The 21,954-nt window shown below is 29.8% G+C and carries 14 protein-coding genes; 10 read left to right on the top strand and 4 right to left on the bottom strand.

Annotated features, from left to right (window positions below):
• Nucleotides 1–31 precede the first annotated feature (31 nt).
• The 4 genes from AC6EJB_RS08100 (at nt 32) to AC6EJB_RS08085 (ending at nt 6,889) form a co-directional block, all read left to right on the top strand.
• A complete protein-coding gene (locus AC6EJB_RS08100; protein WP_498490845.1) occupies nt 32–1,531 on the top strand; it encodes a tetratricopeptide repeat protein in 1,500 nt (499 codons plus the stop codon).
• Nucleotides 1,532–1,729: 198 nt separating this feature from the next.
• Nucleotides 1,730–3,346 carry a tetratricopeptide repeat protein gene (locus AC6EJB_RS08095; RefSeq protein WP_498490844.1) on the top strand — a complete coding sequence of 539 codons (1,617 nt, stop codon included), beginning with the start codon at nt 1,730–1,732 and terminating at the stop codon, nt 3,344–3,346.
• 108 nt (nt 3,347–3,454) lie between these two features.
• Nucleotides 3,455–6,028 carry a tetratricopeptide repeat protein gene (locus AC6EJB_RS08090; RefSeq protein ID WP_498490843.1) on the top strand — a complete coding sequence of 858 codons (2,574 nt, stop codon included), beginning with the start codon at nt 3,455–3,457 and terminating at the stop codon, nt 6,026–6,028.
• 135 nt (nt 6,029–6,163) lie between these two features.
• Nucleotides 6,164–6,889, top strand: a complete 726-nt coding sequence (locus AC6EJB_RS08085; RefSeq protein ID WP_498490842.1) for an FKBP-type peptidyl-prolyl cis-trans isomerase — start codon at nt 6,164–6,166, stop codon at nt 6,887–6,889.
• A 36-nt stretch (nt 6,890–6,925) separates the two neighbouring features.
• On the opposite strand, the gene AC6EJB_RS08080 is transcribed toward AC6EJB_RS08085, so the two are convergent.
• Together AC6EJB_RS08080 and AC6EJB_RS08075 are read right to left on the bottom strand one after the other, a co-directional pair.
• A complete protein-coding gene (locus AC6EJB_RS08080) occupies nt 6,926–7,555 on the bottom strand; it encodes a tetratricopeptide repeat protein (RefSeq protein WP_498490841.1) in 630 nt (209 codons plus the stop codon).
• Between the two features lie 438 nt (nt 7,556–7,993).
• Nucleotides 7,994–8,539, bottom strand: coding sequence for a tetratricopeptide repeat protein (locus AC6EJB_RS08075; RefSeq protein ID WP_498490840.1), 546 nt, complete (start codon nt 8,537–8,539; stop codon nt 7,994–7,996).
• Between the two features lie 543 nt (nt 8,540–9,082).
• Between AC6EJB_RS08075 and AC6EJB_RS08070 the strand changes: the two genes are divergently transcribed.
• The 4 genes from AC6EJB_RS08070 (at nt 9,083) to AC6EJB_RS08055 (ending at nt 16,967) form a co-directional block, all read left to right on the top strand.
• Complete coding sequence (locus AC6EJB_RS08070) at nt 9,083–10,978, top strand: tetratricopeptide repeat protein (protein ID WP_498490839.1); 1,896 nt, start codon at nt 9,083–9,085, stop codon at nt 10,976–10,978.
• Nucleotides 10,979–11,520: 542 nt separating this feature from the next.
• The gene (locus tag AC6EJB_RS08065; protein ID WP_498490838.1) at nt 11,521–13,200 is read left to right on the top strand and encodes a tetratricopeptide repeat protein; all 1,680 of its coding nucleotides are present in this window, start codon (nt 11,521–11,523) and stop codon (nt 13,198–13,200) included.
• A 165-nt stretch (nt 13,201–13,365) separates the two neighbouring features.
• Nucleotides 13,366–15,054, top strand: a complete 1,689-nt coding sequence (locus AC6EJB_RS08060) for a tetratricopeptide repeat protein (RefSeq protein ID WP_498490837.1) — start codon at nt 13,366–13,368, stop codon at nt 15,052–15,054.
• Nucleotides 15,055–15,464: 410 nt separating this feature from the next.
• A complete protein-coding gene (locus AC6EJB_RS08055; RefSeq protein WP_498490836.1) occupies nt 15,465–16,967 on the top strand; it encodes a tetratricopeptide repeat protein in 1,503 nt (500 codons plus the stop codon).
• A 410-nt stretch (nt 16,968–17,377) separates the two neighbouring features.
• Here the strand turns inward: AC6EJB_RS08055 and AC6EJB_RS08050 are convergent, their stop codons facing one another.
• Complete coding sequence (locus AC6EJB_RS08050; RefSeq protein ID WP_498490834.1) at nt 17,378–17,740, bottom strand: hypothetical protein; 363 nt, start codon at nt 17,738–17,740, stop codon at nt 17,378–17,380.
• A 553-nt stretch (nt 17,741–18,293) separates the two neighbouring features.
• Nucleotides 18,294–18,539 (bottom strand): hypothetical protein, encoded by a 246-nt coding sequence (locus AC6EJB_RS08045; protein WP_498490832.1) that lies wholly within the window; start codon nt 18,537–18,539, stop codon nt 18,294–18,296.
• Nucleotides 18,540–19,267: 728 nt separating this feature from the next.
• On the opposite strand from AC6EJB_RS08045, the gene AC6EJB_RS08040 reads away from it, so the two are divergent.
• Nucleotides 19,268–20,857, top strand: coding sequence for a tetratricopeptide repeat protein (locus AC6EJB_RS08040; protein WP_498490830.1), 1,590 nt, complete (start codon nt 19,268–19,270; stop codon nt 20,855–20,857).
• A 691-nt stretch (nt 20,858–21,548) separates the two neighbouring features.
• Entirely contained in the window at nt 21,549–21,848 is a 300-nt protein-coding gene (locus AC6EJB_RS08035; RefSeq protein WP_498490828.1) for a hypothetical protein, read from the top strand.
• Nucleotides 21,849–21,954 lie beyond the last annotated feature (106 nt).

The raw sequence follows: 21,954 nt of genomic DNA, 5'->3' as shown, positions 1-21,954 counted from the left end.
AATAAATCTCAAAACAAATTAAAAATAGAAAATGGAGGAATCTAATCAAAGAAATCGAAAAAAGAATAAAGGTTATATGGTGAATACATTCCCAGTGATGCTAAATTTAAATCAAATCAGAGAAAATATTGATACTAATTTAAACAACAAAATTTCAATAGAAGAAAAGATTAATCAAGCAATAACATATCATTTAAAAGGGAATATTACAGAGGCAGCAAAACTTTATAAATTTATTATTTCTCAAGGTTATAACGATCCTAGAGTTTTTTCTAACTATGGAGTTATTCTCAAAAGTCTTGGTAAATTAAAAGAAGCAGAATTATTAATACGTAAAGCTATTAAATATAAGACAGATTTTGCTGATGCTTATTACAATCTTGGGAATATATTGCACCAACTAGGCAAATTAGAAGAAGCAGAATTATCAATAAGAAAAGTTATTGAGCTTAAATCCAATTACACAGAGGCATATGCAAATTTAGCAAAGATATTACAAGATCTTGGTAAATTGAAAGAAGCAGAGTTATCAATAAGAAAAGTTATTGAGCTTAAACCTAATTTATCGATAGCTCATTACCACCTGGGAATGATATTAATAAATCTTGGCAATCCACAAGAAGCAGAAATATCGCTTAGCAAAGCTATTGAATTAGAACCTAACTTTACGAGTGCAATTGAAGAATTAGCTAGGCGCTTTTATCTTGATAAAAAATATGATTTAGCAATAAAATATCTCCGTCGAGATAACTCTGATAACTGTCAAAGTTTATATCTTGGTTGTTTGTTATGTCTTGATAAAAAAAGAGAGTTTGAGCAGAAATATAAAGAGCTTTCTTCAAGGAAAATCTGTAATGCTGATATGAGTGGCATTATTGAACACTCCAATATTATTTATGAAAATAATTTTGATTCAGATTTTTGCAATGATGCAATTCAGTATGTAATGGTAGAGAAAATAAATGAAGTCTTATTTAATGAGAAAGATTTCAACCAACTCATTTCCTATATAAAAAGTGATGAATTGAAAACGAAGCCTCAATCACTTATTCATCAAGCCTCGCAAAGTACAGGGAACTTATTTTTATTAGACTATCCATTTATTAAGTCACTAAAAAATGCCCTGGAAGTTTCTATTGAACTTTACAAAGAGAGATTTAAAAATACCGAAGAAGGTTTCATCAAAAATTGGCCTACAAATTATACTCTTCGATCATGGATACTTTCTATGAAAACTGGAGGTTTTATAAAACCTCATAATCATAGATATGGATGGATTACAGGAAGTTTTTACCTTAATGTTCCCAAAAGTAATATCAATGATAATTCGGGAAATATTTCTTTTAGCTATCAAGGTCCTGAATATCCGACAAAAGGAAAAAAATTCAATTCAACAATTAAAAAAATAGAAACCAGAGATATTTGTATATTCCCTTCATCTTTATTCCATCATACTATTCCGTTTAAAAGTTCAGAAGAGCGGATATGTTTAGTCTTTGATTTAGCAAAAAGCAAAAAAAAAGAAAATTAATAAGTAAGAATTTACTAAATTAATTCAAACCATATTTGAATATATATTGATATATAGTAATTCATATGTTTCCTGATAAATAAATATAAACAGATATTAAAATATCATAAAAAGAGAAAATTTTTGTAATGTAATACATTAACATGATTTTGATTTTATTAGTAAAATTCCAATAAATAAAAAGTCCAAAAAATAAAGATGGAGAAATCTGCTAAAAAACAGACAAGAAGTAAACAAGTAACGGAAGTAACTACATACCCAGTTTCATATTCGACAGAAACAATGAAAGATAATATTTCTATTGATATAGAAAATATTCTTTCTAAAGAACAAATAATTTATCAAGCGTTTAACTGCCATTCACAAGGAAATACAGCAGAAGCGGCAAAGTATTATCAGTATTTAATTGACAATGGTTCTAATGACCATAGAGTTTATGCGAATCTCAGCCGCATATTGGAAGGTATTGGTAAATTAAAAGAAGCTGAATTGTTACTTCACAAAGCAATTGCCATTAAACCTGACAAAGCAGAATTTCACTCAAATCTAGCAGATATTTTAAATGCTCTTGGCAAATTAGAAGAAGCAGAATTAGCCCTGCGAGAAGCCATCAAACTTAACCCTGACTCAGCAATAATTCATTCTAATCTAGGGTCCATCTTGAAAACTCTTGGCAAATTAGAAGAAGCAGAATTGTTTAGTCGTAAAGCCATTGAATTGAATCCTAACCACGGAATACTTCATTCCAATCTGGGATCAATCCTGATAGATGTAGGAAAATTAGAGGAAGCAGAATTATCACTTCGCATGGCTATTAACCTTCAGCCTGATTATGCAGATGCTTATTATAATCTTTCATTGATACAACTCCTACAAGGAAATTATCACTCTGGTTTAGAGAATTATGAGTTTAGATTCAAAAAAAAGAAACCAACAATTCCTCATGTCCAAACAACAATCAAGAAATTAAATACTGAAAAATTACAGAAAGGAGAAAAACTATTAGTTGTTAGTGAGCAAGGCATAGGAGACACGCTTCAATATATGCGCTACATACCTTATTTAAAAAAGTTAGGTTTCAATGTTTCTTTTTGTCCGCAACAAAAACTTCATACCATAATAAAATCATCAGCTATTGACCAAAATCCAATAACACCAGCTCAAGCGAAAAAAGTTTCAGAAGGTAAATGGATCCCACTATTGTCATTGCCTAGATTTCTAGAAGTCAGCCCAACAAATCCAATCGTATCTAAGCCATACATCTACTCAAATAATGAATTAACTAAAAAATGGAAAAAAATACTCTCAGAGGAAAAAAAACCAATTATTGGTATTAATTGGCAAGGAAATCCAAATGCAGAAAAAAATTACCAAAAAGGGCGCTCTTTACCTCTAGAAGCTTTCTCATGTCTTACTGAAAAAAATAATTTCAAATTCTTATCACTACAAAAAGGGTTTGGTGCAGAGCAATTAAATGATTGCTCATTTCACAATAAATTTGTTGAATGCCAAGATCAAGTTAATACTATTTGGGATTTCCTTGAAAATGCGTCTATCATTGAAAATTGTGATGTAATTATTACTTCTGATACTGCAATTGCTCATTTAGCTGGAGGAATGGGAAAACCAATTTGGATACTTCTGAAGCAATACCCAGAATGGAGATGGGGTGATGATGGTGAGAGTACATTTTGGTATCCCACAATGAAATTATTCCGACAAAAAGAACAAGGTAATTGGAATGAAGTAATGATGAGGGTATCCAAGGAACTTGAAAAAGAGATTAAAAATTTTAGTAAGTCATTTTTATCATAGTAATATTTAAGTAAATCATTACATAAGAGTTCTTCTTTATATGTATGAAACGAATTAATAACTTGGTGATCAGTAGTAAAATAATTATCAACATAAAGTCGCTCAAGGATGGAGGAATCTAGAAATCATCAAAAAAAAAGCAAGAACGTTTCGAAAGTAAAAACATTTCCAGTTCCATTTCATTTCAAAATAATCAACAAAAGTTTTTCTGATAGCTTCAATATCCCTTCCAGCTTTTCTAAAGAACAAGTCCTAAATCAAGCATTTAAGCTTCATTCAATCGGAAATACTCAAGAAGCCTTCAAAACTTATCAAGATTATATTAATCAGGGAGGAAATGACCCGAGAGTCTTTTCTAATTATGGAATAATCTTAAAAGATTTAGGTAAGTTGCAAGAAGCAGAATTAGCACAACGAAAAGCAATTGAAATTAATCCTGGATTTGCAAATGCTCATTGTAATCTAGGATTAGTATTAATAAAGCTTGGCAGACTTAAAGAAGCAGAATTATCTACTTGTAAAGCTATTGAACTTAATCCAAAATTCATCGCTGCTCATGTGAACCTAGGTGGCATATTGAAAGATCTTAAGAGATTAAAAGAAGCAGAATTATCAACTCGCAAAGCAATCGAATTGAATCCGGATTTATCTTATGCTCACGCGCTATTAGGTGACATCTTGAGAGAACTAGGTCATTATCAAGAGGCTAAATTTTCTCTACGAAAAGCAATTGAAATAAATCCTAAATTAGCAAATGCTTATTGTAACCTTGGACTCATATTCAAAGATCTTGGAGAATATCAAAAAGCAGAAGAATTGATTAGCAAAGCAATTGAAATTAATCCTAGCTTTGCCGTTGCCTATTCCAATCTAGGAATAATTTTAAAGGAAATAGGTAAATTAGAAGAAGCAGAAATAGCGCAACGTAAAGCAATTGAAATTAATCCTAGCTTTGCCATTGCTTATTCAAATCTTGGAAACTTGTTAAAAGAATCTGGTAAGTTAATTGAAGCTGAAGCAGCACAACGAAAAGCTATAAAAATAAATCCTGAATTTGCTAATGCTCATTACAACCTGGCAAATGTATTAAAAGATATAGGAAAATTTGAAGAGGCATTAAATTATTATCTAAAGGCACTAACAATTAAGCAAGATATTCCTAATCTCTATATTAAAATATCTGATTTTTTACAAGATAATGATCTAGCCAAGTTAAATAAAAAAAACTTAAAAAGTTTATTCAATTTACTACTAGATAGGAATGATATATCACATATAAATCTATTTAATGTATTTAATTTTTTATATAAAAAGGAACTAATAGATAATCTAAGTAAATTGGATTCAGATAAATCACACTTAGAATCGTTAGTAAGTAATAGAGTCATAATTAATAGTCTTAAAAAAATTATATTTCAAGATCCAGAATTAGAAGATAATCTAATCATGTTAAGAGCTAAGATATGCAATAATGTTGATAAATATATTAATCAAATAGAATTGATAATTGGATTAGCAGAACAATGCTTCCTAAATGAATATGTTTACTCAATGTCAAAAGCAGAGAAAATTGCAATTAAAAAACTTCTCAATATATCTAAAAAAGGCTCAATAAATGAAATCAATATTTCTATTATTGCTTGTTACTATCCATTATATACCATTATTGATCAGGTTCCATTAATAAAATCTTACAATTCCTCTATTCCTAGCTTTAACGAACTTTTAAGAACACAAATCTCAGAACCTTTAGAAGAATTAGAATTGACTAAAAAAATTAAAAAATTAGGTTCAATTAAAGATATTATTTCTCAAAAAGTAAAATCTCAGTACGAAGAAAATCCATATCCAAGATGGAGATATGGAAGTCATCCGAAAAAATTATCTATTCGTAATGCAATTAATAATGAAATAAAGCCTAATTATATTAGTCATGTTTGTACAAATAAGAAAATAAAAGTTCTCGTTGCTGGTTGTGGCACAGGTAACCAAATTTTGCAGACACAGAGATATATGAATGCACATATTACGGGTATTGACCTAAGTTTATCTAGTCTTTCTTATGCTCAAAGAAAAATTAATGAAATTGGAATTGATAATGTTGATCTAATACAAATGGATATCTTAGAAATTTATTTACTAAAAGAACGATTTGACATTATTGAATGTGGTGGTGTTTTACACCATATGAATAATCCTAAAAAGGGATTAAAAGAATTAGTGAATGTTTTAAAACCTAACGGATTTATGAAGTTAGGATTATATAGTCAACTAGGAAGACAAGATGTTATTAAAGCAAGAAAATATATTGCGGACCAAACATTTGAAGCTAATAGAATAAGTATTCAAGATTTCAGGAATAAAATTTTGTCAGGTAGATTAAAAAAGTTAAATTCACTGCAAACATTTATAGACTTTTATTCATTATCTGAATTCCGTGATCTTTGCTTTCACACTCAAGAACATAGATTTAACATTAGGGAACTTAAAAATACTCTTGAATCTAATCAATTGAAGTTTCTTGGATTTCAACTTAAGGAACCAATCAAATCACTCTATAAAAAATATTTTCCAGAAGATAAAGTACTAACAAATTTAGATAACTGGAGTAAATTTGAAGAGCAGCAACCAAACACTTTTAGAGCAATGTATCAATTTTGGGTTTGTAAAACCAAATTTTGAATCATTGAAGGAAGAACAATATTCTAATTCTTTACAGGCAACGATCTTTATAAGATAGTTTTTGCGATAGTGAACGACTTTAGATTTCAAATGAATTTTATACATTATAATTATTTTAAAAGGTACTTTTTTAGCATGATTTTAAATAAAGAGATAAGTAATAGTATAATCTCAAAAAATATTATTCATGGTTTTTCAAAATGGAAAGCAGGATTATCAGTTGTAATGATGTGTTTGATTCCAATTTATTTTTTAAATAAATACGAAGTAAAAAGTAATACTATTTCCGAAGAAGTTGCATTTTGCAAAAACCACGCAAGTTCATATATACCTTTCAATGATCCTAATTACCTAGAAAATTACGAAATTGTTTATAACTATTGTTTGAAAGAAGTTAAGAAGCAACTAATGAAATTAGCATATGAAAAAGAAATAGGTAAATTAACGCCTATTGAAAGAAAAGAGATGAAGAATAAAATACTAAAGATTACATCTGAAAACCAAACAAAATGTAAGGAAAACAAAAAAGAAATTTCTCCTGGTTTCTTTATATGTGACTTAATAATTGGAAAAGGTCGTACTGCGAGCGAAAAAGATTATATTTTTGTAGAGTACATAGGTAAAAACGCAGACGGCATAGAATTTGATACTAGTTATGCAAGAGCTTCTTTTTTTTCATTCACTATTGGACAGGGAAAAGTTATAAAAGGTTGGGATAAAGGATTGAAGAATATGAAAGAAGGGGGGATCCGAAAATTAATTATTCCACCTGAACTTGCATATGGTAATCAAAATAAAGGTGAAAAGATTCCAGCTAATTCTACTTTAGTGTTTTTAGTTCACTTATTAAAAGTAAATTAAAAGATAATCACTATTTCTTGGGTAGATGATTAGTGATTATAAAGTACTCATTAAAAGGAATACACTCTTAATATCAGATGGACTGCTTAAGCATCGTTCAGCATCATCACTGTTTAACCATGATAATAAGAATTGATTACCTAGTGATGCTGCTTTCTTAAAATCTTGGCAAGCAAGTTTATCATTCCCCATTTCAAAATAAATTAAACCACGATTTAGATAAATATCAGCATCATCAATTTGAAGTTCTATAGATTTACTGTAATCAGAAATTGCCCCTTCATAATCATCTAAATAATATTTAGCAACACCACGATTAAAGTATGCAATTGCATACTCAGGATTAATCTCTATAGCGTGATTATAATCAGAAATTGCTCCTTCATAATTTTTCAAATTCATCTTTGCAAAACCTCTATTGTAATAAGCAATGAAATGTAATTCATCAATATAAATTGCCTGACTAAAAGCCCAAATTGCTTCTTTATACTTGCCATTTTTGCCTTTGCTAAGTCCTTCCTTTATATAAGAATTAGCAGATAAAATATTTAGTTCTTTTTTGGTCACTACTAATATATTATTTGCAAGCATAGATTTAGATAAAGTGAATGTTAGTTGCCCTAAATGGATTAAAAAAAAGAAGAAGATAATAGCAACTTTTCTCATTTTCATAATAAGAAATGTACTAAAACAAAATTTAAAAAACCATCCTACCTTTTCTTCACTACCTATGGGTTGAAAAGTTATAAATAAATTCTTATGAGGTAATAAATAAAAATGAAAATCCAAAGTAGAGAGAAAATCAGCAATCTAATAACTCTCAGATAGAAATGTATAGTAATATGTATAACTAGTTTGTGACTATTTTCCTTTGTTATAAGACCGTACTTAGGAGAACTTCTATTGAAAGTCTATAACTAGATTTGGATAGTTAAAACAATCCCTACTGAATAGTTTCTAGTGTAAATAAAGTGCAATAAGGAAGTCATAAGATCGAATGTATTGCCCACATAATATGTGGTTACAATATTGCTTATAAGAGAATCTATATTAGAAAAAATGTAAAAATTATCTTTTATTTACTCTCTGAATTCTTTAGATCTTTTATTTAAAAATATCAGGACATACAACTTTATGATCATTAGTGATTAAATCGATCACTTTTTTATTATTCATAGATAATGATCTTGCAAAATCTAAACAAGCATTTTTCTTTTCTTTAACTGCAAGTTTACTAAGAGCTCTATTGTAAAAGAAACGAGAATATTTAGAATTGATTAAGATTGCTTGATCATAATCCTTGATTGACTCCCTATATTTCTTAATTTCAAACTTTGCAAGACCTCGATTATAATAAGCATTAAAGTTAGTAGAGTTTATTTCTAATGCTTTATTATAGTCTTTTATTGCATCTTTAAAATATCCTAATTTCTTTCTTGCTATCCCCCTATTTGTATATGCCATTGAAAAATCTTGATATAATTGAATTGCTTTTGTATATTCTTCTATTGCCTCAATATATTTCTTACTTTTCAACTTAGAATTTCCAATATTATAATGCTTGACACTATCACTTGTGTATTGTTTTTTTTCTGCAAATGCTTTTTTATGAGATTCAAGCTCATAAATTAGCAAAAAGAAAAATGACAAAATTAGAATCAATCGTTTATATTTTTTCAATATCTTTTATAAAATCACTAATACCATTTTAGAGTTGAATCTGTTAAAAGAAAAAATAGTTAAATATCTTTATTCCGTTATGATTTAAACCCGACGGGGCAGGTAGGATGAAATACAATTACCATTCTATAGCTACGATTATGAAGTCTTTAGTATTCCCACTCAATACTTCCATTAAAAAAATTCAAGATAATTGATCCAAACCAGAAAAATTAACGATTTTAATATTATTCAAATACTATTAAAAGCTAATAAGTAATGATCATAAGCTAAATAATACTTTGCTAAGACGGCATTAATATATAGAGATATTTTAGGGACTAATCCAAAGATAATGATACTTTATGATACTCAAAAAAAACAACAAGGATTGAAGAATGAGTAGTAAAATAGCTTGTAACAAAAAATAGAAAGATATATATGGAACAATCTGGTTACAAAGACCCTGGGAAAAAGAAAATCTGTATAACTACATTCCCCGTTCCATTTCCTTTCAAGGAAAATCAAGAAAATATGACTAATGCTCCTACGAAAGATTCTAAAGAAAAATTAATCAAGCAAGCTTTTAGTTTTCACTTACAAGGAAACATCCAAGCAGCAGCAAAATATTATAAATATTTCATAAATCAAGGTTTCAAAGACCATAGGGTTTTGTCCAATTATGGAAAAATATTGAATGATCTTGGAAAATCAAAAGACGCTGAATTGTCATGCCGCAAAGCAATTAAAATTAAACCTGATTACGCAGAAGCCCATTACAACCTAGGAATCATATTGAGTGATCTTGGAAAATTAAAAGATGCTGAATTGTCATACCGTAAAGCAATTGAAGTTAAACCTGATTTCGCAAATGCTCATTCTAATCTAGGAAATATATTGAGCGATATTGGCAAGTTAAAAGAAGCAGCATTATCACAACGCAAAGCAATTGAAATAAAACCTGATTACGTCGAAGCTCATTATAATTTAGGAATCATATTTAAAGACCTTGGAAAGTTAAAAAATGCAGAATTATCTTACCGTAAAGCAATTGAAATTAAACCAGATTTTACTGAAGCTCATTATAATCTTGGAAATATTTTGAAAGATTTTGGAAAATTACAAGACGCAGAATTGTCTTACCGAAAAGCAATTAAAATTAAACCTAATTACGCAGAAGCCCATTACAATCTAGGAATCATTTTTAGTGATCTTGGAAAATTACAAGACGCAGAATTGTCTTACCGTAAAGCAATTGAAATTAAACCTGATTTTGCAAATGCTCATTCTAATCTGGGAAATATTTTGAGTGATCTTGGAAAATTACAAGACGCAGAATTGTCATATCGCAAAGCAATTGAACTTAAACCTAATTTCGCAGAAGCTCATTACAATATGGGAAATATATTGAAGGATTTTGGAAAATTACAAGACGCAGAATTGTCATATCGCAAAGCAATTGAACTTAAACCTGATTATGCAGAGGCACATTATAATCTTGGAATCATATTGAGTTATCTTGGAAAGTTAAAAGAATTGATCCGTTTATCAAAAATTACACTCGCAATCAGATCAATCAATCAAGGAGATAAATTACAGGCCTCATTACAAGTCACGATAACTAATTTATTACAAGGAAATTTCACAGAAGTATTATCAAATCTCAATCAAACAAATAAATTAATAAAGCAAGGAGGTCTGAGTTTTATTAAGAATAAAAAGAATAAAAAGCATACATTGATTTACTCTCAATTAATTTCTTTACTCTATCCTCTACTTGAAAAAGGAATTAAAAATTCTAATTCAGAAAGAATACCTCATATTGGAGAGAGTCATTGTCTATCCTTTGCTCATCAAACTCTATCCATATCGTCACAAATACAAAAGATTCAACCAGTTTTGATAACTGGTGGGAAAGCATGGCATTTTGGAAATAAAAAAAATAATCAATGGAAAGATTCTCTCACTCAACAGATAAAAAATCATAAATATAATAACAAAGTATTTATTTCTTTTGGAGAAATTGATTGTAGAAAAAACGAGGGAATAATTACTTTCGCAATCAAGAAAAATAAAGATATTGCCGAAGTATGTGAAAAAACGATTAAAAGTTATTTAGATTATATGGAAACAACGCTATCTCCAATTTACTCAAAAAGATATTACTTTGGTGTACCTTCGCCAACAAAAAAAGAATTACCTGATGAATTAGATTTAAAAAGGATTAAAATGATCAAACTATATAATAGAATTTTAAAAAGGGAAGTTTTATCTAGGGATTCATATTTCTTAGATGTTTATAATTTAACTTCTAACAAAGATGGCGAGAATAACAATATGTATATGTATGATCGCACTCACCTTTCTCCTAAATGCCTTTCTATTTTGTTTGAGAATTACCTATACGAACCAAAAAATATTATTTCATAAATATAAAGTTATTCAAGCTAATTACTGCATTAATTTGTTTCTTCTAAAATACGATCAATCAGATATTTTAAACTATAAAAAAAATTACCGCTGCTAAGATTTTTTATAGGTAAGGAGTCTTATGAAACTACTAGCCAAACAATTAAAAATATGTTTCTAATATTCAATATTGAGCTTTATTATTCATTCTATTAAATGATTTTTTTCTTGTATTTTATTCGAAAAATATTGCCTACAAACTATTACTTATAATCCCTTTTGCTCATTGAACCAATGTTTTTATCAATTCTAATAAGAACTTATCGTACACTTTTTTGCCGTTTTAAATTTTATTTTTAGAAATTAATTTGCAAGCTCTATAAACTATTAAATCTTATTTTAGTTTAAGCCTTGTATACTCGTATCCTACATATCTAGGTTGAGAAATAATAGAAAAATCTACTTTTTTGTTCGTACTCCATAAGTTGAGGAATGATTTCAAGCAAAGTAAACAAGGTGAGAATTAGTAGTAAGATAGTTGAACTTAAAAGGTAGAAAAAAAAATGGAGGGGTCGGAAAAACAAGATCAAGAACAAATAAATGGCACTAGAGTTAAAACATTCTCAGTTCCATTTGCTGTAGGAGCAATTAAAGAGAATATTTCTATTTCTACCAATACTCGTTCGATAGCTTCAAAAGAGCAAATCATTAATCAAGCTTTTAAATTTCATTCTCAGGGAAATATTTTAGAAGCATCAAAATATTATCAACATGCCATTGATCAAGGATCTAAGGAGCATAGGGTTTTTTCTAATTATGGAGTGATTTTAAAAAGTCTTGGCAAGTTTGAGGAAGCAGAAAGATGCCAACGCAAGGCAATCGAACTGAATCCTAATTACGCAAAAGCACATTCCAATTTAGGAGGAATATTAAGAGATCGTGGAAACTTACAAGAAGCAGAATTATTTACTCGCAAAGCAATTGAACTGAATGCTGATTTAGCAGAGGCGCATTCAAATCTGGGAGGAATATTGAGTGATCGTGGAAACTTACAAGAAGCAGAATTATTTACTCGCAAAGCAATTGAAATCAAACCTGATTACGCAGAGGCGTATTTAAATCTGGGAATCATATTGAGAGATCGTGGAAACTTAGAAGAAGCAGAAATCTATAGTTACAAAGCAAGTGAACTGAATCCTGAATTACCTAAAGCCTATGAAATATTAGGTTTAATACTTCTAGAGAACGGTAAATATGAATTATCTTTGAAATATTTTTCAAAAAGTTTTAAATTACTAAGAGGAGCAAAGGCTGAAGAGAATAATCATTGGAAATTTAAATTGATTAGTAAGGCAAAAATAGAACATGATATTGAGCAATTAGAATATTTAATATCAAAGGATTATGACACTAAAAAATTTAAAGATTTAGTCATTCTGTATAAGAAAGTTGCCGCCGAAATTAATTGGCCATCTGAAACCCAATTAATTTCTTTGAGCAATAAGCATACAAATCTTCTTAAAAGTAGCTTTAATCGTTTAATAAATTTAACAGAAGCACCTAAGTCAAAAGAAAAAGTTATTAATCCAGAATTAAATATAGAAAAAATTACAAACAATTATTTCGAACATGAGTTTGGTTTAACTTACATAGATAATTTCTTAAGTCCTAAAGCTCTGGAATGTCTTCGAGAATTTTTACTAGGAAGTACAATTTGGTTTGATATTAAACCAAATGGATACCTCGGAGCATACTTAGGAGAGGGCTTAGCTAACCCTTTAATTATTCAAATAGCAAATGAGTTAAGAAAAAAATTTCCAAAAATATTCAAAGATTATCCTATAAACAAAATATGGGCCTACAAATACGATAGCCGTAATAAAAATAACAATTCAACTATTAAAGGCATCAATATTCATGCAGATTTCGCAGCAGTAAATGTAAATTTTTGGATTACTCCTAATGCAGCAAACTTAAGTCCTAATTCTGGTGGATTAATTGTCTACGATGTAGAAGCACCAAAAGATTGGGATTTCAAAACTTATAATCAGAATGAGCAGAAAATACGCGAAGAGCTAAAAAAAAGTAAGGGTAATACAAAAGTAATTCCACATAAAGAAAACCGTGCTGTTGTCTTCAATTCAAATTTATTTCATGAAACTGATAGTTATGAATTCAAAGAAGGATATGAGAATCGTAGAATCAATGTAACTTTATTATTTGGACGTAGAGAAAATAATTAACCTTTTTTGCTTTGGCCTGTCAGAAGATAAATCTATCTCATCAAAGTGAATACAAATTTTAACTTTGATAGATTAAGTATTCCATTTACAATTGTTTTGTAGAGACAGAAAAAGCATTGAAGTTAGTACTACAATACAAAGAATCACAGTATAGAATCGCCATAGATGAATCAATCTAGTCAAAGAAAAAAGGCTAATCAAAAAATAACTAAAATAAAGACATACCCAGTCCCATTGGGATCAGAAGTCATTCAAGAGAAAATTTCTATTACTACTCATTCTGCTGCCACACCTTCAAAAGAACAAATCATTTATCAAGCATTTAAATTTCATTCACAAGGAAATATTCGAGAAGCAGCAAAATATTATCAACATTGCATCAATCAAGGATTTAATGATCACAGGGTTTTTTCGAATTATGGGATCATTTTAAAAGATCTTGGCAAGTTAAAAGAAGCAGAATTATCAATTCGCAAAGCAATTGAACTTAATCCTAACTTTGCAAAAGCTTATTACACTTTGGGAAATATTATGATTGATCTTCGCAAACTAAAAGAAGCAGAATTATCATTTCGAAAAGCAATTAAATTAAATCCTAATTTAGCAGGTGCTCATTCAAATCTGGGAGTCATATTGAATGATCTTGGTAAATTAAAGGAGGCAGAATTATACACTCGCAAAGCAAGTGAACTCAATCCAAATTGTGCTGATACTCATAGCAATCTAGGAGTCATATTGAATGATCTTGGGAATTTACAAGAAGCAGAGGAATCTCAACGCAAAGCAATTGAACTCAATCCAAATTTCGCTGACGCTCATAGTAATCTAGGAGTCATACTCCTTCAAAAAGGTGAGTATGACTTATCCCTAAAATATTTTGCAAAAAGTGCTAAGTTGCTTAGAGGTGAACGGAATAAGGAATTAGATCAACTTAGATCAGAAAAAATTAGTAAAGCCAAAATAGATCATGATATTGAACAATTTGAATATTTAATATCAAAGGGTTATGAAACTCAAAAGTTTACTGACCTAGCTTTATTATATAAAAGGATTGCGAGTGAGATTAATTGGCCATCTGAAACTGAATTGATTACTCTCAGTGATAAGTATATTAATCTTCTCAAATCTAATTATAATTGTTTACTACATAATATAGGAGGTAATAAATTAGAAAAGGGTGTAGTCAATAATTTTTTAGACGTTGAAAAAATTACGACTCAATATTTCAATCATAAGTTTGGATTAACTTATATAGATAATTTCTTAAGTCCTAAAGCTCTGGAGTCACTTCGTAAATTTCTGCTTGAAAGTACAATTTGGTTTGATATTAAACCAAATGGATATATTGGAGCATTTTTGAAAGAGGGTTTAGCTAATCCTTTGATTTTTCAAATAGCAGATGAGCTGAAAAAGAAATTCCCACAAATATTTAAGGATTACCCTATTACCCAAATCTGGGCTTTCAAATATGATAGTCGGTCTAAACAATCTAATTCATCTCTTAAAGGCATCAATGTACACGCAGATTTCGCAGCCGTAAATGTCAATTTTTGGATTACTCCTAACGAAGCAAACTTAAATTCTGATTCTGGTGGTTTAATCGTATACGATGTAGAAGCACCAAAAGAATGGGATTTTAAAACTTTTAATAATGATGAGAAAAGAATCAGAGAAGAGCTTAAAAAAAGCAAAGGAGGCACAAAAACTATTCCTTATAAAGAAAATCGGGCTGTAGTTTTTAATTCAAATTTATTTCATGAAACTGATAACTATGAATTCAAAGAAGGATATGAGAATCGTAGAATAAACATCACCATGTTATTTGGCATGAGAAATAATAAGTTGAATAATTAGCTCTATAATTACGAAAAGCTGCTATCAAAGAATATGAATTGATAAATTTAATCTATATAACTAGATCAAAGAGACATATCAAGCCTACTCATTGGTTCGTGCTCAACTATTACTCATAATCCCTTACCTCATTAAAACAATATTTTTATCAAATCTAATAAGAACTTTTCGGAGACTTTTTTGCAGTTTTGAATTTTATTGTTAGACATTGATTTACAAGCTCCATAAACTATTACATCCTTTTGTAGTTTAAGTATTGTATACTCTTATCCTACATCTCTAGATTGAGAAATAATAGAAAAATCTACTTTTTTGTGCGCACTCTATAAGTTGAGGAATGATTTCAGAAAAAGTAAACAAAGTTAGAATTAGTAGTAAAATAACTTGTATCTAAAGATAGAACAGTATAGATGGAACAATCTGATTACCAAAATCAGGAGAAAACAAAGACCCATAAAGTAACTATATTCCCAGTTCCATTTACATTAGGAGAAATAAAAGAGAGCGTTCCTATTTCAACTAACACTCCTTCTAGACATTCTCAAGAACAAATAGTTAATCGAGCAATTCAGTTTCATTCACAAGGTAATATTTTAGAAGCAACAAAATATTATAGAAAGTTAATAAATCAAAAATGTAATGATCACAGAATTTTTTCTAATTATGGAGTCATTTTAACAAATAAAGGAAACTTAAAAGAAGCAGAATTATCCACTCGCAAAGCAATTAAACTTAATCCTAATTATGCAGATGCTTATTCCAATCTGGGAGGCATTTTAAGAGATCTTGGAAAATTACAAGAAGCTGAATTATCTACTCGTAAAGCAATTGAAATTAATCCTGATTTAGAAAACGCTCATTTAAATCTCGGAAGCATATTGAGAGATCTTGGAAAATTACAAGAAGCAGAATTATCTACTCGCAAAGCTATTAAACTCAATGCTGATTACGCAGATGCTCACTCTAATCTAGGAAGCATATTAAGTGATCTTGGAAAATTACAAGAAGCAGAATTATCTACTCGTAAAGCGATTAAATTAGACCCAAAAAACCAAACTATTAAAGATAATTTAATAAATTTAATAACTTTTTACAAACCAAAACAAATTAATGCAAGCCAAATATATATTATAAATGAAGAATTCAAAGAACTCAATCTCTCTTATAATGAGAATTTTGTTATAACCAATGATGAAGCAATAAAAATTTATAAAGATGGACTTAAAATTTATCAAAAATATAATTTAGACTTAGAAGTAAGTTTTTCACAAATTTATAAAAGAAATGAATTTAATTTAAATTGTAAAAGACATAAACTAATATTTAATCAACATAAAATAATTCCTGAATTTTGCTTTGGATGCTATAAAGTCTATGTTGAAGTAGATTCAATAATTGAATTAATCAAACTATTTTTAGTTTTCAATAAATTCAAACTGAGAAATAATAATACAAGAAAATGTATTATAGAAACACGCCCTAATATCTCAGGTTTTTATAAAGGACTAATATATTGTTTAGATCTAACTGAAGCAGTAAAAGTATCTAAAAAGTTAAATGTTCTTATTCAAAAAAGTATTCGAAACGATTTAATATCCAAAATAAAAAGAGGTTGTTCTGAATATCCACTTGAATTTCCACAATATAAAGAGATCAGATTTTCTGGAGATCAACCAATGAATTATAATGAAAACTGGAGAAAGATCGAGAATGAAATAGATAAAGGTAAGAAAGAATGGGGCCAATCTAGTAATAGCATTGAAGGATTTAATTTAAATAATTTTCTTATAATGAGAAACTGGGTAGCATATGCCCAGAAAATAGGAGATAAAAGTGTAAATAAAATAACTAATGAGAAAATAAAAGGACCTAAAAAATTTAATAATTTAAATAGAATATTTCATCCCAAGTAAAAGATTAAAAAATCGATTCCATAAAATATGTAATATTTTCCAGAAGAAAAAACAAACTACCTTACAAAAATAGAAAGTTAAAAAGAAGCGTCCACATCCCTTCATGTCGAGGAATTAGTTCTGAGTTTGTAAAACGAAAATCTGACTCATTAAGGAGTATGTTCGAAACCTCAGTGAAATAAAGTAGTCAATAGAACTGTACAAAAAAGTACCCTAAAACCACTCTCATAACTGGAGAGCCTTATCATTACATATCGTACATGAAACCCATAAAAAACTGATACTTCAAAAATCTAGTTATCTCGTCATCTCTCCTCTCAGATAAAACCACACAAATCTAGTTATCACCAAAAAATAGACGTTCCCATTAATACCACTCAATATTATCTGCTAAAATTATCTACTTTTCCTTATCTCCGATCGATTTTTACGCCAAAACCCTCAGGTATCTCGTCATTGATATCTTTTAAATCCATCCATCTACTCTCCTCCTCTACAGTTAAGTTTTTGAACTTTCTTATATAAATATCTCCTGCTAAATCGGGGTCTTCAACTCCAAAAAAATCACATATTTCTTCTACTCTTGCCCAATGCTCGATTTCATTCGTTGCTCTTTTGAATTCAGTGATTTCAAATTTTGCTTGTTCTTCCTGAGTTAATTTATTTAAAACTGAGGACGAAACAGAGACTGTTACACAATCCCATTTAGAACTATCCTCTCCTTCCACAGAAAGATTTCTTATGTTTAGTTCTTTCAACCAAGTTTCATCCATAATCTTCAATTGTTTTCAATCGAACAAGAGTTTATTTGATTCAGTTAATCTTGCCAGTATTCTTCCTATTCACTATGCAATTTAGTCTGCGATATGAGTTATGGAAACCTCTCCACTTCTGTTCTCAATTAGTGCCAGTTGCACTCAATGAAACCATTAAATCTATTGCTTCCTTAATTGCAAACTTTTGCTCCTTGTTTGTAGGTTCTCATCAGTTTGTCTTTCCCTAGTGACAAAAGGTGCAGGCAAGAGTAGAAAATAAATAACAGAACAACTCCTCACATAATAGTTCTGTTGCAAAAAAGCACTCGACTTCTAGAAAGTAGGGTGCTTTTTTAATACTTTTTCCTGAATAATTGACACATGTGACAGTTCAAGAACTCAAATACTCAGCATTCCTCTTGTCGTCATGTTGATTAGATTGAAAATGTGAGGAGTTGAGATCCTCCGCAGTGGAAACAAGGAAACACTTGCGACTGATCTTCAAAAAAACCTGCTTTCGAGCAGGTTTTTTTGTGCCTACTAATCCTGGTAACCAATTTGATTTCCTGGATTAACAATAAAAAGAATCATTGGGAAAACGACGTTTGCAGGCAAAGAAAGTTTTTTTAGCAGCAAAAGAGTCATACCTTGCGTCACATTGAATTTCTCTTTTTTCTTGATCATCTTTTTTCTCCCAAAAGAGATACAGGTTTAAAAAGTGATTCATCATATCAACAACTGCGGTATTGGTAGAAACTAATTTCCATCCAAGTAAGTTTCGTTTTTTAAAAATTTCTCCAATCTCTGTTTCTTTCATAGAAGTATTGGAATTCCCAACTGCATAATCTAAAGGTCAAGGCCATTTTCAGTTGTTGCCATTAAAGCCAATCAGGTACTCATAACGATTGAATTTGAATCTGAGAAGAATTATAAATAAATTAAGAGTTTCAGCACTTCCATTGCAGTAAATGGTTGATTAGTCAGGGATGAAAGTTTAATTGGGTGCATAAGTGCTGAACTCAAAGGGGGCGACCAAAAGCTCGCCCTATTTTTCATGCAATGAGCATTGTTTATTTCACAAAGTTTTTAATACGTATTGAAGTCGTTAAAATATTATGAAAACTTAAGCCTAGTATTCAAGCACTTTATACAGAAAATAAACCACATACGAGTTCTCTATGGAGAAGGTGACAAGGTAACAGGAGGTATATAAATTTTAGTATATGCCTCCATTTTAGTAGTTAATACTAATCCCACTCAATAGTTAATATCCTAAATCGTCCTGATAATCTAAATTCTTCACTAGCTCTATTATTACTCAAGAATTTCGTGAAACATGTAGGAAACATCTCTGACCTTTAATATTTCCATTTTCAATATTGATTTGAGATTGCGTAAATCATATTGCATCCTGTTTCGGTTTAGATTTTTTGTCCTCTTGTTCTATCTCTCTAGGTAGATAAATATTATATTGAGAACTTTTTTCTCGCTCTATGACTTCAGGATTAGTAGTAACATTCTCAATATCAACAATAGAAAAGAAAAATGGAGGGCTCTGGACAGGAAAAGAGAGAAATAAAACGCTCTGCTGAAGTACAAACATTCTCAGTTCCATTTGCCTTAGGAGCAAGTAAAGAGAATATTTCTATTTCTACTAATGCTCCCTCCAAACCTTCTAAAGAAGAAATAATTAATCAAGCATTTAAATTTCATTCACAAGAAAATATTCCAGAAGCAGAAAAATATTATCAACAATTAATAAATCTGGGATGCGATGATCATAGAGTTTTTTCTAATTATGGAGTCATATTGAGAGATATGGGCAAATTAAAAGAAGCCGAAATATCCACTCGCAAAGCAATTAAAATTGTACCTGATTACGCTAATGCTCATTACAATCTTGGGAATATATTGAGAGATCTTGACAAATTAAAAGAAGCCGAAATATCCACTCGCAAAGCAATTGAAATCATACCTGATTTCATAGAAGCTCATTTCAATTTGGGAGTAATATTGAATGATCTTGGTAATTTACAAGAAGCAGAGATCTCATACCGCAAAGCAATTGAACTTAATCCTAATTACGCAGAGGCTCATTACAGTCTGGGCAATATTTTGAGTGATCTTGGTAATTTACAAGAAGCAGAGATCTCATACCGCAAAGCAATTGAACTCAAGCCTGATTGTGCAAATTCTCATTTTAATATAGGAAATATTTTAAACGATTTTGGAAACCAAAAAGAAGCATTTAGACATTGGATAAAGTCAGCTGAATTAGAGCCTCAAGATGACAAATTAGTTATAGGTTTAGCTAATAATTTATGTTCTGTTGGCAAATATGAATTAGCATTAAAATATCTAAGTAAAAATAAATCTAATTCTTCTCAAGTTGGATATCTAGGTTGTTTACTATCTGTTAATAGAGAAAAAGAATTTAATGAGAAGTACAAAGAACTATTTGAAAAGAAGGTTTGTAATGCCGATTTTGGAGGTATTGTAGAGCATGCCAATATTATTTATGGAAAGCAATACAAATCACCTTTCTGTAATGAAGCAATTAAGTATGTATTAATAGAAAAAATCAATGAACAATTATACTCCGAAAATCACTTAAATCAACTTATTTCTTATAGTAAATTAGGTAAAGGAGAAAATAGATCTCAAGGTCTTCTTACAAATGGCATACAAACTTCGGGTAATTTATTTTCATTAGACTACCCATTTATTCAAGCAATGAAAAAGGCTTTAGAGATAAAGATTGATCAATACAAACAAAAATTCAAACATAGTGGGCAAGGTTTCATAAATAATTGGCCTGAAAATTATGAACTTCGATCATGGATGATTAGCATGAAAACCGGTGGTTTTCTAAAGAGCCATAATCATGAATATGGATGGATTACTGGTAGTTTTTACCTCCAAATTCCAAAAAATAATGATAATGATGCAGGTAATATAGCTTTTAGTTATCAAGGTCCTAGATATCCTAAAAAAGACAAAGATTTTAATTTAACTATTAAGAAAATAGAAACTAGAGATATTTGTATATTCCCTTCTTCTTTATTTCACCATACAATTCCGTTTGAAAGCACTGAAGAGCGGATATGTTTTGTTTTTGATTTAGTACAGAAATAATAATCGTCAACTTTCTTCCGAGGTAAAAAGGATGATTCTCGATCTTCTCAAACTCATTCTCAGAAAATACAAAAATTATTGGGTGGTTGGTTAAACAGGAATTTTTTCTCATGTTTACCTGATCTGGATTTATTATTAATGAATTAGGAGTCACAGCACCTTTTGTGGGTCAAAGTAAAATAAAGGATAGAAATTTAGTTCAGTCAGTTGAGTGCTTTACTAAAAGGGAGCGACCAAAATCTCGCTCCCTTCTTTAATGGAAAAAATAGGTGACTAATACTTATTTGAGAAATGGCAGCAACCTGCTGAAGGTTGTTGGAAACGAGCCAACAATTAATGCCACTGCTCCAAGCACAACTGCTACGATTGCAGCATCTACTAAAAAGTCTTTCCAGTTATATTTCATCTCAAAGTGTCAATTTCTGGAGTAGTGCATTCAGTTGTAAATGAGATCAATTTTTGCTGTAAAGCCTGCACTTGTCGCAACTAATCCAATTACAAAGATCCATTTAGATCTCTCACTAGAGAGCAGTCTTTTCATAAAATTGATTTATTAATGTGAACTTTCCGTCAACGGTAATAATAATGTTTTTTTCAATGATCTTCAAAAACTATTAAAAGTATTTGTCTTAATTGTTTTGTACTTCTACTTCTTTTCTACCCTAAAAAAATAGATGCTCTATCGCCTGACTTGGTTGCAGTTCCAAAGAGTGAGTATGGAGAGCAGTTATGGGATAAGAACAGTGTTCAAAAAAATCAAGATGGATCCATACGAGTATTCAGCAAATTTATTCCTAAAAGCACTACTGACATTACTCAAGACATTTATTACACGATGGATGTCAACTGTTTGGAAAATTCTTTTAGAGATGTTGCAGTAGGAGCAAAGGAATTTAATGGGTTCAAAAATAAAAATTCAGAGTGGAAAGATCCCAATGGAGATAAATTGATTTTGAGTGTTATCGATCAGGTTTGCACTATTGGGAATTAGACAAAAGCAGACTTAAAACGTCTAATAAATTTGGTGCATATTGCGACTCATGACTAGTACATACCTTTTCTTATCACTTGAAATCCTTTTTCCTGTTTATTCAGAA

It is taken from the genome of Prochlorococcus sp. G4PB17 (genome assembly GCF_059772445.1).
The sequence above is the reverse complement of the archived record's forward strand: the minus strand, read 5'-3'. Positions and strand labels throughout refer to the sequence as shown.